Origin of the sequence: Candidatus Hinthialibacter antarcticus (genome assembly GCA_030765645.1) — a bacterium.
GTDB classification, from domain to species: Bacteria; Hinthialibacterota; Hinthialibacteria; order Hinthialibacterales; family Hinthialibacteraceae; genus Hinthialibacter; species Hinthialibacter antarcticus.
Map to the genome: position 1 here is coordinate 39,943 of JAVCCE010000040.1, position 13,987 is coordinate 53,929.

The 13,987-nt window shown below is 50.6% G+C and carries 11 protein-coding genes; 6 read left to right on the plus strand and 5 right to left on the minus strand.

The window, feature by feature from the left end; all coding sequences use genetic code 11:
• Positions 1-151 precede the first annotated feature (151 nt).
• Positions 152-2,296, minus strand: coding sequence for a sugar-binding protein (locus P9L94_09930; protein ID MDP8244387.1), 2,145 nt, complete (start codon positions 2,294-2,296; stop codon positions 152-154).
• Between the two features lie 230 nt (positions 2,297-2,526).
• Between P9L94_09930 and P9L94_09935 the strand changes: the two genes are divergently transcribed.
• Positions 2,527-3,903, plus strand: coding sequence for a PhoPQ-activated protein PqaA family protein (locus P9L94_09935; protein ID MDP8244388.1), 1,377 nt, complete (start codon positions 2,527-2,529; stop codon positions 3,901-3,903).
• A 169-nt stretch (positions 3,904-4,072) separates the two neighbouring features.
• On the opposite strand, the gene P9L94_09940 is transcribed toward P9L94_09935, so the two are convergent.
• Together P9L94_09940 and P9L94_09945 are read right to left on the minus strand one after the other, a co-directional pair.
• Positions 4,073-4,642 carry a hypothetical protein gene (locus tag P9L94_09940; GenBank protein MDP8244389.1) on the minus strand — a complete coding sequence of 190 codons (570 nt, stop codon included), beginning with the start codon at positions 4,640-4,642 and terminating at the stop codon, positions 4,073-4,075.
• Between the two features lie 138 nt (positions 4,643-4,780).
• On the minus strand, positions 4,781-5,569 hold the full coding sequence (locus tag P9L94_09945) for an HAD-IIA family hydrolase (GenBank protein MDP8244390.1): 789 nt from the start codon (positions 5,567-5,569) through the stop codon (positions 4,781-4,783).
• A 572-nt stretch (positions 5,570-6,141) separates the two neighbouring features.
• On the opposite strand from P9L94_09945, the gene P9L94_09950 reads away from it, so the two are divergent.
• The 4 genes from P9L94_09950 to P9L94_09965 all read left to right on the plus strand — a co-directional run bounded on the left by P9L94_09950 (position 6,142) and on the right by P9L94_09965 (position 10,240).
• Positions 6,142-6,783, plus strand: a complete 642-nt coding sequence (locus tag P9L94_09950) for a methyltransferase domain-containing protein (protein ID MDP8244391.1) — start codon at positions 6,142-6,144, stop codon at positions 6,781-6,783.
• A gap of 98 nt (positions 6,784-6,881) precedes the next feature.
• Positions 6,882-8,015 (plus strand): 2-aminoethylphosphonate--pyruvate transaminase, encoded by a 1,134-nt coding sequence (locus P9L94_09955; GenBank protein ID MDP8244392.1) that lies wholly within the window; start codon positions 6,882-6,884, stop codon positions 8,013-8,015.
• 19 nt (positions 8,016-8,034) lie between these two features.
• Positions 8,035-8,865 carry a phosphonoacetaldehyde hydrolase gene (locus P9L94_09960; GenBank protein MDP8244393.1) on the plus strand — a complete coding sequence of 277 codons (831 nt, stop codon included), beginning with the start codon at positions 8,035-8,037 and terminating at the stop codon, positions 8,863-8,865.
• A 4-nt stretch (positions 8,866-8,869) separates the two neighbouring features.
• Positions 8,870-10,240 (plus strand): aspartate aminotransferase family protein, encoded by a 1,371-nt coding sequence (locus P9L94_09965; GenBank protein MDP8244394.1) that lies wholly within the window; start codon positions 8,870-8,872, stop codon positions 10,238-10,240.
• Positions 10,241-10,588: 348 nt separating this feature from the next.
• On the opposite strand, the gene P9L94_09970 is transcribed toward P9L94_09965, so the two are convergent.
• The gene (locus tag P9L94_09970; protein MDP8244395.1) at positions 10,589-11,149 is read right to left on the minus strand and encodes a manganese efflux pump MntP family protein; all 561 of its coding nucleotides are present in this window, start codon (positions 11,147-11,149) and stop codon (positions 10,589-10,591) included.
• Between the two features lie 191 nt (positions 11,150-11,340).
• Positions 11,341-11,928, minus strand: coding sequence for a prepilin-type N-terminal cleavage/methylation domain-containing protein (locus P9L94_09975; protein MDP8244396.1), 588 nt, complete (start codon positions 11,926-11,928; stop codon positions 11,341-11,343).
• A 222-nt stretch (positions 11,929-12,150) separates the two neighbouring features.
• Between P9L94_09975 and P9L94_09980 the strand changes: the two genes are divergently transcribed.
• A complete protein-coding gene (locus P9L94_09980; protein MDP8244397.1) occupies positions 12,151-13,980 on the plus strand; it encodes a DUF5060 domain-containing protein in 1,830 nt (609 codons plus the stop codon).
• Positions 13,981-13,987: the final 7 nt, after the last annotated feature.

Sequence of the window (13,987 nt, forward strand, 5' to 3'; positions counted from 1 at the left end):
CGCAACACGTTGCACCCCTACAGGGCTGATATTTTTGATTTCGTTGCATCAAGGTCGGCCCTCACTTCGCGACGCCTTGGCTTGCCACCCAAAGAAAAAGGGGCGGAAAATTTCCGCCCCTTTCTTATTGCTAGACTGATATGAATTACGCTTAATAGAGTCCCCACTCGGCTACAGGAGAATCATTCGGCAGCAGTTGCATTAATGCCCAACCGGCTTCATCATTGTACGCTTCAAAGACAGTTCCCGCTTCATTTGTCGAATGGAACCCCCATTTACCCGTACGGGCGCCGCCGCCAACTTCGCTGTCATTCATCAGAATTTCAAAACCAACAATATCACGGTCTGACGGCGCCATGACGGCTTCTTTGTTGAGTTGATATTCAACAACATACCCCGTACCGTCATCGCGAACGCGGGCGCCGTAATTCCACAGGCTGCCGTTCGATGAATTAAAGAACCCATCTCCTTCAACAGCAGCCGGAGCGCTATCGCCTCCAGGCAAGTGTCCATCTCCGGTAACGGTGCATTGAATGCCAAATGGCGTATCGCGGGGCGTTGAGCGTGACAGATTTCCGTCAAGGAAGACTTCAATGCTGTCATTCTGCCAAGCGTCTGTCTCATTTTCAAAAAACGCCAAGTTTGAATCAGTAATATCACACGCAACATAAATGGCGTCGTTGTCATGCAAGAGATAGAAGGTTACGTTCTGCTCGTCTGCGGAGTATTCGTTGCCAGATATATGTACGCCTGGCGCGACATTACCGTCAGCGGTGTCATGGTTAAAGTTATAAGACATGGCGCCAGCGTATTCATCAGAGCCAATCAGGCCGTCTAAAACGATATCATTTGACGTGAATGGACATTCGACGCGGGAATCCCACAACGCGGGAGAAATGAAGAAAATCGAATCGTCGCCGCGAGTCGCGATTCCGCCGACCGTACCGGAAAATGCGACGGATTGATTGGCGCTTTGAGGTGCGGTGATTTTGTAAGAAAAGGTTTTGGAGCCATTGGCGAGATTTACGGACCAATTGATGGCGCCGCCGACAAATGTTCCACCGTCGCTGATGTCACTGACTGTCCAACCCGCTGGCGTGTTTTCGATGATTTCATAATCTTGTGCATCGCCTTCCGCCGTGACGGTTAAATTAACATCAAAGGATTCGCCGCCTTGGAAGGAACTTGAAGAAATTGCGCGCTCGCCCAATACAAAGGTTGTCGCGAGACCAAAGCGCAGGTTATCAATATAGACGCTGCCGGACGGAGAGGCGTCCATCTGGGTGATGAAACTCAGGCGAATCCAACCATTGGGATCGTTTAACGCGGCAAGGTGCGGGGACATATTGACATCCCAAGCAAGAGTGCGCCAATCATCTTTATTCGTTACGCCGCGAATTCCATAAGCAACATATCCACCGCTGCTGGATTCGAGCACAAATTGAAAATTATGCCAGGTTCCCGCAAAATCAGCGCTCATACGAACATCGACGGACACGTCAACGACCTTGTCCCATTGGTCAAAATCAGGCGCGGAGTTGATGGACTCAACCGGGCGTTTCCAGTTGCCGGGCATGATGGATTCCATGTAGTCGGAACCTTCCGACGGGTCGACAATGGCGTCGCCCATCATTAAGTCGACGGCGTCCACGGCGCGGATGGTCCAGCCTTGTGGGTATCCAGTGGCAGAATCCGCCTGGTTGAAGCCGTAGACGAGTTCTTCACGGACGCCGGGAGTATTGCCGGGACGGACGCCGTAAATATCATCAATATAAAATTTCCCTGTTGCGCCATTGTCAGCGCCGGGGTTCCAAACAAAACGCAATTGGTTAAATGCTGAAAAACTTTCGGCGCTTACACGGTCAATCGGCAAAACAACGTGGTGCCATTCGCCTGCGGTCGCAACGGACGGAGAGCCGAGTTCGGATCCGTCTTGCGTCATCACTCGCATGGTGAAATTGCCTGATTGATGCGGGGTGGAATCTTCCAGAAAATAAATCCAAAAGTGAAGTTCCCTCATCCCTGTCATGTCGACGGCAGTGGGGAAATTAATTGTCGTCGTAGTCCAAGCGCCTAGACTGGTGTCATATTCGCCAAATAGCGCGTTTACGCCCTCATGACGCGGGACGTCGTCAAATTCAGAGTCGTCAACCAATGAATAGATGATCGTGCCCCCGGTGATGGTGACATCAATATCCGTCTCAAAATTATTGATATCGACCCTTTGATCTTCTGCCGCAAACGCTGCGCTTGCGGTGATGAGTAATGCAATCATAAATCCATTCAGTTTCTTCATGCTGCCTCCTCCAAGATGGTATTCCTGTGCCCTAGACGCACATAAATGTAATAATCCTTAGGAAAATATATCACGTCAAGTGATGATTTATGATAAAAAAAAACAAATCTATATTTACGGCTCCATCAACACAATTACTTTCATCCCGTAAGAAACCTTTGTCTGAATTAGACCGACAATGTATAGTGTAGAATTATGCTCAGAAATCGAGCGAGGAGGATGGATTGATTATGATGTCTCGAGGATCGTTTTATACTGTTGGTTGGAAGTTAAGCCTATGCGTAGGGATTCTGATGATTGGATTTTGCGTACAAGCCGCGGAGAAAGCGTCCGGCGCACTCGACGCTTACGTTGAAAAAGAAGACGGGAAATTTGCCTGGGAAATTCATGAGACCGCGAAGTTAGACGGTGTTACGGTTTATGACTTGACTCTAACCTCGCAACAATGGCGCGAGTATCTCTGGAAACATCAACTGACCTTGTTCGTTCCAGACAAAATGCTTTCCGGCAAAACCGCGTTGCTTTTTGTTACCGGCGGTTCCATCAAAAACGGCGTCGTCAATCGCAGCTCGCTAACAGGCGGGGACGCGGAGCGATTTTCTCAACTGGCGATGGCCTGCGGAGCGCCAGCCGCTGTGTTGAAACAAACGCCCAATCAGCCATTGTTTGGGGATATGCATGAAGACGAAATTATTTCACATACGTTTGACCAATATTTAAAGTCAAACGATCCCGAATGGCCGTTGCTCTTGCCGATGGTAAAAAGCGCCGTCAAAGCAATGGACGCATTAACGGAATTGTCGAAGAAGGAAATGAAAGAGCCAATTGAAAAATTTGTCATATCCGGCGGTTCAAAACGGGGTTGGACCACCTGGCTCACCGGCGCCTATGATAGCACCCATGAAAAACGCGTCGCCGCCATCGCCCCCATGGTGATTGACGTATTAAACATGAAACCACAGATGGATTATCAACTCGTTGCGTGGGACGAATACAGCGTTCAAATTCAGGACTACACCGAAAAAGGCATTCAGCAAAAGATGTCGACCGATGAAGGCGCCGATCTATTGGCCATCGTTGACCCGTATTACTACCGGGACCGATTGACCATGCCGAAATTGATCTTCATTGGCTGCAACGATCCTTACTGGCCGGTTGACGCCATCAAATTTTATTGGGACGACTTAAAGGGCGAAAAGTATATTCACTATGTCCCCAACGCTGGACACGATCTTGGCGGCGGCGAACAAGCCATCCGGGCGCTTGCGGGATTTTTTGCGGAAACCGCGCACGGCAAAAAACATCCGAAGGTCGAATGGAAACTGACCACTGGCGACGGCAAAGCAGGCTTAACGGTTTCTTCTGAAGCACCTGCTCAAGCGATTCGCGTCTGGTTCGCTACGTCAAGCGACCGCGATTTCCGCAACAACTTGTGGCAGTCGCAGAAAATGAAAGCGGATTCGTATACAACGACGATCCCGATTCCCTACCCCAAAAAAGGCTATCTGGCGGCCTATGGCGAAGTCGAATTTCAAAGCGAAGCAAGCGGCGAGTATACCAAGACGACCCGCATGTTTGTGTTTGACGCCAACGGCTCCGTCGACTAATTGCTTCTTTCATATTCAAATAGAAACGCCCCGGTAATAATTCTCCGGGGCGTTTTTTTGTTTCTAATCAATACGAGAGACGTTGTATTGTAGCACCCATGCCAACATTGGCTTATTGAATTGATTGTATATGACAGATTTTCGTAGCGGAATGCTTTTGAAATGCTTTCTAATTCGTCACAGTTTGAAACTCTGGCGTGTTTTTATTCAGCGAGTCGAGTTCATCAAGCGAAATATATTTCATTTCACTCACTGAGCCGTACTCGTATTCGCCGTTACGGGTGATTAATGCGGCCGAACCGTCTTTACGCGTAATGAGTCCCGCTTTTTGGTTTCCCAGTTCAGTCATAAACGTCAGACTCGGGCCGTCTGCCCCAAGCCCAAAAGCGGCTTGGCGAAACCCTCGGGCGTCATACAAATGAAATCCGGGGTCGCCTTTTGCGTTTGCAATCGCCAAGCGAGGCAGTCCAGCGTCATTAAGAAAGGCCATCATGCTAATCCCGTTTTGCGTACGCATTTCCATACGGTTAACGCCGCTCGAGTCGGTGAGCACAAACTTGTCGGCTTGCACAACTTTGCCTGGAATCACGCGCAAACCAAACGCGCTGGCAAAAAGGATCGTCGTAACAAGCGTTAAAATGGCAAATGTAACCAGAAACATTTTTCGCTGGCGTTTATTGCTCTTTTCCAACTGCACAACCCGGTCCAACAACATTGCTTCAAACATTGTATTGCTCATACCAACTACCCTCTCGTTTTCAAAATTTGGACTCTGGGAGGGACATCACAAAAAAGAAACGACATACAGGTGATATTATCTCATACGCATTAAACTGTCCGAAGATTCAATTTTTTTTTCTTATTTTCGCTCATCTCTTCAAGCCGCGCTGCGTTCGCGAAGTTCTACTTCGAGCAGATCGACAACGGAGTTAATCACAATGTCAGGGCGGTAAGCGTATTTGACCAGGTCTTCTTTTTTGGTTCCGCCGCTGAGAACCAGCGCCGTGCGGTAGCCCATCAAGACGCCGCCAAGGATATCGGTTTCCATGGTATCGCCGATCATGGTGGTTTGTCCGGCGGTGAGGCCCATTTCTTTCCGCGCAGCGCGCATCATGATGGGGCTGGGTTTGCCGACGCTGAACGCTTCGAAGCCGGTAGCTTTTTCCAGCATGGCGACGATGGCGCCGCAACCGGGGCGTAGTCCATTTTGGGTTGGGCAGTTGGGGTCGATGTTAGTCGCGATCAGTTTGGAGCCTTTCATAATCATGCGCACAGCCGCTTCGATCATTTCCATGTTGAAGGTACGGCCTTCACCGACGACGACGTAGTCAGGGTCGTGGTCAACGATGGAATAGCCCACGCTGTGCAGCGCTTGCAATAGCCCGCCTTCACCGATGACGTAAGCGGTGCCATTGGGTTTTTGTTGCGCCAGAAAATGTGCGGTCGCATCCGCGCAGGTATAGATGTGCTTTTCGGTTACGTTGATTCCCATACGCTGTATTTTTGTCGCAACGTCACGCCGGGTGCGTTGGCTGTTATTGGTCAAGAATAAAAACGGAATGTTTTGTTTGGTCAGTTCGTTTATGAACTTGTCTGAACCGGGGATCAATTCGCTGCCGCGATAGATCACGCCGTCCATGTCGATTAGATATCCGCGAGTCATCATTTCTTTCTCCTCAACTTTTTTTCATTTCATCTCTTTTATTTGATTTGTACATAATGCGAGCATTGTGCCAACTTGCCGAATTCAAATCGGAACAACGATGAAAAAAGGCGGATGGTTGATCGAAAAATGGATCGACTCGTCAAGCACTTATTGAGACAAAAATCACTCGCTCGAGTTTTCTCTAATGGCTTAATTTTATGAAGTTATACTTGACTTAATCCATTAGAAATCAAATTCCAGCACTATTAAATCTCTTCGAGAACATTAAGTGAAATCCGTAGCAAATCTCATTAAAAACTCACGTTATATTACCATTAGGTTGCAAAAAAGGCTTACATTACAGTCACAATGTTCAAAATATTATTTCACATATTAAGGATGTGTTCAGAAATTGACCACTTGCAAATAATTTAAGGGAACTCTGTTTCAAAACGGCGCACCGCCATCTCAATAATGAGAATCGAATATGAGATTTCGCGTTAAAACGCCTTTGAACTAAACATAAACGTGGTTTTTCAGTAGGATATTACTATCGGCTGTTCAATCTCAAGACAATTTAAGGAAATCGTACGATGAATACCATTCAATTTCGCATTGGATACTTTGTGCTTTCGTTGATTCTTTGTTTAGCCGTCGCTGCGCAAGAGAAGCACCAGTACAACCCCGAGCAGTTTGAAAAAGGTGAGCGCAGTGAATGGCAACAAGTTGACAAAGTGATCGAGGCCTTGCAACTCAAGCCAGGGATGCGCGTTGCCGACATTGGCGGCGGGTCGGGATATTTCTCGCGTCCAATTGCAAAAGCGGTCGGAGAAAAAGGCGTCGTGTATATCTGTGACCTGGCGGTCAACCTGATGGAGTTTCTTCAAGACAAAGCCAAAGAAGAAAACCTACATAATATCGTCACGGTGTTGGCCGCGATGGACCGACCCATGCTACCGCCGAAAAGCGTTGACCTGATTTTCTTTTGCAACACCAATCATCACTTGAGCAACCGGGTGGAATACTACCAGGGGCTGCATTCTCTGCTGCGAGACGGCGGACGCATCGCGGTGGTTGATTGGAACAAGAAAGACCAGAAGGTCGGCCCGCCTGCAAGCCACAATCACGCGAGAGTAGACATGATTTCTGAAATGAAAGAGGCAGGCTTTATTGTCGCTCGAGAAGAAACATTTTTGGACTATCAATACTTTGTCTTCTTTGAACCAGCGAAGTAGACAAACAATGTTCATTAAATCCGAACAGTTGTAAGGATGGGGTTCACGCCAAGACTCGATATAATTGGTATTCTGAATTTTCTTAGGAGGCGCATTGAATGCTACCCATTGATGGTTGGAAAGATAAAATTTTATTCACGCCCGGCCCGTTAACGACCAGCCGGACGGTCAAGCAAGCGATGCTGAAAGATTTAGGCTCGCGTGATTTTGCGTTTATCGAAACCGTACGTGAATTGCGCACTGAATTGCTTCGCTTAGGCCAAGTTGAAGGCAAAGGCTACGAAGCCATCCCCATGCAAGGCAGCGGGACATTCGGTTTGGAATCCGTGCTGGCGACAGGCGTCCCGCCGGACGGGAAGTTATTGGTCGTCATCAACGGCGCCTACGGAAAGCGCATCGCCCAAATGGCGAAGACGCTCAAGATCGAAACCAGCGTTTTAGAATACCCCGAAGATCAAACACCAGTCGTTGCGGACGTCGCGAAAGCGCTCGACGACGACCCGGCGATATCAATGGTCGAAATGGTTTCCTGCGAAACCACTACGGGAATCTTCAACCCCGTTGAAGAAATCGGGGTGGTTTGCAAAGAACGCGGCAAAGTATATTTCGTCGACGCAATGAGCAGTTTCGGCGCCGTACCATTAGATATTGCCAAAGCGAACATTGATTACCTGGTGTCATCGGCGAACAAGTGCATCGAAGGCGTGCCGGGATTTTCGTTCGTCATTGCCAAAAAAGAAACGCTGATTAAAACCGAAGGCTGGGCGCGCAGCATGAGCTTTGACCTGCTGGCGCAATGGAAAGGCCTTGAAGCCAATGGGCAGTTTCGCTTCACGCCGCCGACCCATACCATCCTCGCGTTTCGCCAAGCATTAAGAGAACTCGAACAAGAAGGCGGCGTCGAAGGACGCGGCGCCCGTTACCGTAATAACTACGAAACCTTAGTCGCAGGAATGCGCGCGATGGGTTTTGTGGAATATCTGAAACCGGAACTGCAAGGCTATATTATTACGTCGTTCCGCTTTCCGGCGCATCCAAATTTTGATTTCAACCGCTTCTATGAATTGCTGAATGAAAAAGACCAGGTGATTTATCCCGGCAAAGTCAGCAACGCCGACTGTTTCCGCATCGGCAACATCGGGCGTATTTGCGCGGCGGACGTAAAAACGCTGCTGGCGTCGATTCAAGAAACCATGAAAGAAATGAATATAGAGTTACCCCTGAAAGGGTAACCCCACAGGAGAGATTGTAATGGATTTGGTTTTTCGCCGTTCGTATGTCGGGCCGCTGAAAGCGGCAATCTTTGATTGGGCCGGGACCACGGTCGACTATGGTTGTTTTGCTCCGGCGGTCGTGTTTCAGGAAGTCTACAAAAAACACGGCGTTGATATTTCAATGGCGCAGGCGCGCGAACCGATGGGCGCCGCTAAACGCTTGCACATCAAAATGATTTCACAAATGGAAACCATCGCCGCCGCCTGGCAGGCCGCGCATGGTTCGCCCTGCAGCGAAGCGGACATTGATGTGATGTACCAGGAATTCATTCCCATGCAGCTCAAGTGCATTCTTGACTATAACGACCTCATCCCCGGGACGAACGAGTGCATGCACCTGTTGCGCAATCGCGGCATGAAGATTGGCGCAACCACTGGATACAACGGCGCCATGATGAAAGCCGTCGCCGATGACGCCAAACTGCGCGGCTATGAGCCTGACTTGTCGGTCTGCGCGGATGACGTCCCTGCAGGGCGCCCCTCGCCTTGGATGGCGATCAAAGCGGCGATGGAATTAGAGGTCTATCCGTTCGAAGCCATCGTCAAAGTGGGCGACACCGTGCCCGACATCGACGAAGGCGTCAACGGCGGCATGTGGTCGGTCGGCGTGGTCACCAGCGGAAACGAAATCGGCATGACCCCGCAAGAAATCCGCATGGCGGACCCATGCGCGTTCAAAGCCAAACACGCCAAAGCCTCGCTGAAACTGGCGCAAGCAGGCGCTCATTATGTAATCGACAGCATCGCCGACCTGATGCCCGTCATCGACGACATTAACGCCCGACTCGCCCGTGGAGAAAAACCTTAATCAAATGAAAAAAGATAACGACATCGCGCATTTGAAATCTGAAGGCGACCTCAATCTGGGCCAGCGGCGCCAGACATGGCAAGACGACCACCTGGATGACGAGACGCGCCAATGGTTGCAGCGCGATGCGGATTGCTTCTTGCACCAATCGCTTTCGACGCCCTGCCTCAACATGCTAAGCGGATGTGAAGGCCTTTCGATTGAAGACATGCAAGGCCGACAGTACATGGACTTCCACGGCAATAACGTCCATCAGGTCGGCTTTAGCCATCCCCGCGTGATCGACGCGATCAAGAAGCAACTCGATGACATGCCGTTTTGTACGCGGCGGTATTCAAACATCCCTGCCATTGAACTGGCCGAAAAACTCACCGCGCTGGCGCCGGGCGACCTCAACCGCGTCTTGTTTGCGCCGGGCGGTACGGCGGCGATTGGCATGGCGCTGAAGTTGGCGCGCGCCGCAACCGGACGACATAAAACCGTTTCGATGTGGGACTCGTTTCACGGCGCCTCGCTGGATGCGATCTCGGTGGGCGGCGAGGCAATTTTCCGGTCGAATATCGGCCCGCTGATGCCGGGCGGCGAGCACGTTCCTCCGCCGGACGAGTATCATTGCATTTGGGGCTGCGAGGGAAAATGCAACCTGAAATGCGCTGACTATATTGAGTACGTCCTTGAAAAAGAAGGCGACGTGGCAGCGGTCATCGCCGAGACGGTGCGCTGTACGCCGTTTATCCCGCCGAAAGAATACTGGCAGGCAGTCCGCGCCGCTTGCGACAAGCACGGCGCGTTGTTGATCCTGGATGAAATCCCTACGTGCCTAGGGCGCACCGGAAAAATGTTTGTCGTCGAACATTTCGACATCGTTCCTGACATGCTGGTCATCGGTAAAGGACTGGGCGGCGGCATCTTCCCGTTGGCGGCGCTGCTGGCGCGTGAGGAACTCAACGTCTCATCAAAAATTGCGTTGGGGCATTATACGCATGAAAAAAACCCGGTCGCCTGCGCCGCCGCCAAAGCGGCGATTGATGTGATCGAAGAAGAGAAACTTTGCGAAAACGCGCTCACTGTCGGCGAACATGCGTTGAAGCGTATGCGCTCCATGATGGACAAGCACCCGCTGATCGGCGACGTACGAGGGCTGGGTCTGCTGCTTGGAATCGAACTGGTCAAAGACCGGGCGACCAAAGAAAAAGCGGCGGACGAAGCCGAAGCGATTATGTACAAAGCGCTTTCCAAAGGGCTGAGTTTTAAACTCACCATGAGCAGCGTATTGACGCTCACGCCCGCGTTGACCATCACCATCGAAGAGATGGACAAAGCGCTCGACATCATCGAAGAATGTTTGGTCGAAGTGGAACGCGGCGAGTTTTAGCCCCCCTCCATTTTTTTAAGGCAGAAGGATTCAGATTGACATCAAGGGCTGTGGCCCTGCCTGCGGCAGGCAGGTTCGCTTCACTCAGCCTTGCCATTGCCACCCAGCATGATCCCAAGGGCTTGTGTACGTCTCTCTTCGCTTCAGTGCGGGCTTTCAGGCCCTTTTGCACAGGCGCTCACAGAGGCGCACACAAGCCCTTGGAGCAATCAGTTTCATTCTATGGGCTGCTTGACTTGAATTCACCTGCCCTTTGCTGGACATAATTCAAAAACTGTTTGGTCGAAGTGGAACGCGGGGAGTTCTGATTCCAAGGGCTGCCCTTCGGCCTTGCCCTTGCCACCCAGCCTACAACTCAAAGAAAATTTTGACGGCGATAAGAAGTAAGAGAATGCTGCCGCCGAATTCTACAATGCGTCCATACACCGCACGAAGTTTGCGGCCTAGATGCAATCCCGCCAGCGTCATGCCGCCCGCGAATAAACCAATCACAAAACTCGGCGCCCAAGGAGTGATTTCGAGAACGCCGAATGCGATTCCGACCGCCAGCGCATCAATGCTGGTCGCGATTGATAATGTCACCAGATACCAGCCGCGCGAGAGGTCAGTGCTTGCGTCGCGGTGGTCAGGCCAAAGCGCTTCTTTCATGGTATGCAGGGAGATAACGAAGAGGATGCCGGAGGCGATCCAATGATGCCATGAATATACCCAGTCCGCTGCAATACGGCCCATGCCCCAGCCAATAATCGCCATAAGCATTTGAAACAGACCGAAGTGCCAGCCTAAGCGAAAAGACTGACCGCGATAGCGTTCACCGGCGCCAACGCTTAGCGCAACAGAAAAGGCGTCGCATCCCAGCGCAAAGGCAATCACCGCGATGGAATACGGACCGACGGAAGATAAATCCATTCAATAACAACTCATTCATTATAAGATTAATCAAAACAAATATTATACTCCGCCAGTGCAAATCGACGCAGCGAATAAAAGAAAAAGCGCGAGCAGAATGATTTTGAAAAAATGATGGTGATGATCGGCCCTGACAACCATAACGTCCTCCATCAAATACGGGTGACTGGCTGAATAGAGTATAGACCGAATTAGAAATTATTTTGATATTGGGTTTCTCCGCCCGTATACGGCATATCGCCTGCGCTGACCAAGCCGTTGGTGCCATCGTAAATCACGACGGCGTCTGGCGCGATGAGTTCCCTCGCCCAGTTTTCGACGTTTAATCCTTTGTTGGGGAACATATCCGGCCCCACGCTATTTATGGTGTAGCAGTTCCAGCGGTAACTTTCAGAGAAACATTGGTGGTTGCGGTAATTATACGAAAAGCGCATGATTTCGTCGTCGTATCCTTGCGCGCCTTGCTGGTCGATGAAGGGGTCTCTCATCGAAAGAGTGATGTACGGCACAGGCGTACTTAATGGAATCAGGCGATAGGTAATTGAATGATAACGGCTAGGAAAATCATAGCCGTCGAACCAGGGAAAACCATTGTTGTCGAGATTGTACATTTCAATCGCCGTCGAGAGGCTGCGCATGTCGCCATGAACCCGCGCAACTTTGGCGCGAATTTGCGCTTGTAAGAAATTCGGGACGGCAATCGCCGCCAGAATGCCGATGATTGCAACAACGATCAGAAGTTCAATTAAAGTGAATCCACGCTGACAGCGGTTACGCATGATGAAATCCTTATGATGGTTTGAATAAGGGAACAACGCCGAATATCTAAACAATAGCAAAAAAAACCATTGAGGGAATTGCAATATTACGAATTCACAAAAAAATAATACTGACAAGATCGGTGTGGGTATGGTTATCTATTTATTCCAAACATGGTGACAAATCACTGAAAATACAGGAAACTATAAGTAACTGTGATCTAATTAGGGAGAATGCGTATTATGTTTGCAATGACTTTAACGCAACGACATCTTCTAGCCGCACTCGCCGTTATCTGCCTCACAACGTCGCTCGCCTTTGGCGCGGCTTCGACTTTGCGCAGCGAAGGGACCGTTGACGGCGCCATGAGAAAGTGGCACCGGGTGTCGGTAACTTTCGACGGCCCCAAGGCCAGCGAGTCAGGAAAGGTGAATCCGTTTCTTGATTACCGCATGACAGTGACATTCATCAAAGGACCTCGGCGCATCGCGATCCCAGGCTTTTTCGCCGCCGACGGCAACGCCGCCGAAAGCAGCGCGAAGTCGGGCGATCAATGGCGCACTTATTTCACGCCGGATGAAGAAGGCTTGTGGCGCTATGAAGTTTCGTTTCGCAAAGGGGCGCGCGTTGCGTTATCGCTTGACCCCGAAGCAGGCGAACCGGATGGCTTCGACGGCGCAAAGGGCGCATTCAAAATTGCTCCGACGGACAAAGGCGGGCGCGACCTGCGCGGCAAGGGCGCGTTGCGATACAACGGAACGCGCTATCTGCAATTTGCCGAAACGGGCGCCTATTATCTCAAAGGCGGCGCCGACAGCCCCGAAAACTTTTTAGCTTATGAAGATTTTGACGACACCTTTCGCATCGCGACCAATCCACGCAAAGGCGAAGCGCAAGCGAACCTGAAGATTCATCAATACGCACCTCATCAAAACGACTGGCGCGAAAGCGACCCCGTCTGGAAGAAAAACAAAGGCAAGAACATCATCGGCGCGTTGAATTACCTTTCAGACATGGGAATGAATAGCGTGTATTTTCTGACCATGAACGTCGCAGGAGACGGCAAAGATGTGTGGCCGTGGACGGGGCCGGATGAGCGCATGCGATTTGATTGCAGCAAACTCGACCAGTGGGAAATCGTGTTTTCACACATGGACTACTTAGGCCTGGCCATGCACGTCATCACCCAGGAAACCGAAAACGACCAACTGCTTGACGGCGGCGACTTGGGCGCGGAACGCAAACTGTACTACCGTGAACTAATCGCGCGTTTCGCCCACCACCCCGCCATCGTGTGGAATTTCGGCGAAGAGAATACCAACACCGTAGAACAATTGAAAGCATTCGGCGATTATTTCGACAGCGTGGACCCCTACAAGCATCCCCGCGTAGTCCATACGTACCCCAATCAATATGACAAAGTCTATACGCCTTTGCTGGGCGGAGGCTGGGTGCAAGGCCCTTCGCTGCAAATGGGCGACCAAAAGAAAGTCCATTCGGAGACATTGAAATGGGTGAAGCGCTCCAGCGAAGCCAAAGCGCAATGGTTCGTCTGCCTAGACGAAATCGGCCCTGCGAATACTGGCGTCAAACCTGACGCGGACGACCCCCACCATAATGATGTTCGCTATCATTCGTTATGGGGAAACCTGATGGCGGGCGGCGCGGGATGTGAATGGTACTTTGGCTATAAGTTCGCGCACAATGATTTGAATTGCGAAGACTGGCGTTCCCGCGATACGATGTGGAAGCAAACGCGATATGCGCTTGATTTTTTTGAACGCCAACTTCCATTCACCGAAATGCAATCCTCCGATGATTTAAGCCCGGATCAAGATGATTATGTGTTTGCAAAAGAAGGCGAGGTATACGCCGTCTATGCGCCGAAGTCCGAAAAAATTGAACTGACCTTGCCCGAAGGCGCCTATTCGGTGCAGTGGTTTAATCCACGCGAAGGCGGACCGCTGCAAAGCGGGTCAATCGAAAGCATCAACGGTCCGGGGGTGCAAACATTAGGAACACCGCCCAGCGATCCCCAAAAAGATTGGGCCGTATTGGTGAATAAGAAATAGAATTATA

What these genes read in the sequence shown, in the direction of transcription:
- P9L94_09930 (MDP8244387.1), bottom strand. Translation starts at nt 2,296, where the DNA reads ATGAAGAAACTGAATGGATTTATGATTGCATTACTCATCACCGCAAGC.
- P9L94_09935 (MDP8244388.1), top strand. Translation starts at nt 2,527, where the DNA reads ATGATGTCTCGAGGATCGTTTTATACTGTTGGTTGGAAGTTAAGCCTA.
- P9L94_09940 (MDP8244389.1), bottom strand. Translation starts at nt 4,642, where the DNA reads ATGAGCAATACAATGTTTGAAGCAATGTTGTTGGACCGGGTTGTGCAG.
- P9L94_09945 (MDP8244390.1), bottom strand. Translation starts at nt 5,569, where the DNA reads ATGATGACTCGCGGATATCTAATCGACATGGACGGCGTGATCTATCGC.
- P9L94_09950 (MDP8244391.1), top strand. Translation starts at nt 6,142, where the DNA reads ATGAATACCATTCAATTTCGCATTGGATACTTTGTGCTTTCGTTGATT.
- P9L94_09955 (MDP8244392.1), top strand. Translation starts at nt 6,882, where the DNA reads ATGCTACCCATTGATGGTTGGAAAGATAAAATTTTATTCACGCCCGGC.
- P9L94_09960 (MDP8244393.1), top strand. Translation starts at nt 8,035, where the DNA reads ATGGATTTGGTTTTTCGCCGTTCGTATGTCGGGCCGCTGAAAGCGGCA.
- P9L94_09965 (MDP8244394.1), top strand. Translation starts at nt 8,870, where the DNA reads ATGAAAAAAGATAACGACATCGCGCATTTGAAATCTGAAGGCGACCTC.
- P9L94_09970 (MDP8244395.1), bottom strand. Translation starts at nt 11,149, where the DNA reads ATGGATTTATCTTCCGTCGGTCCGTATTCCATCGCGGTGATTGCCTTT.
- P9L94_09975 (MDP8244396.1), bottom strand. Translation starts at nt 11,928, where the DNA reads ATGCGTAACCGCTGTCAGCGTGGATTCACTTTAATTGAACTTCTGATC.
- P9L94_09980 (MDP8244397.1), top strand. Translation starts at nt 12,151, where the DNA reads ATGTTTGCAATGACTTTAACGCAACGACATCTTCTAGCCGCACTCGCC.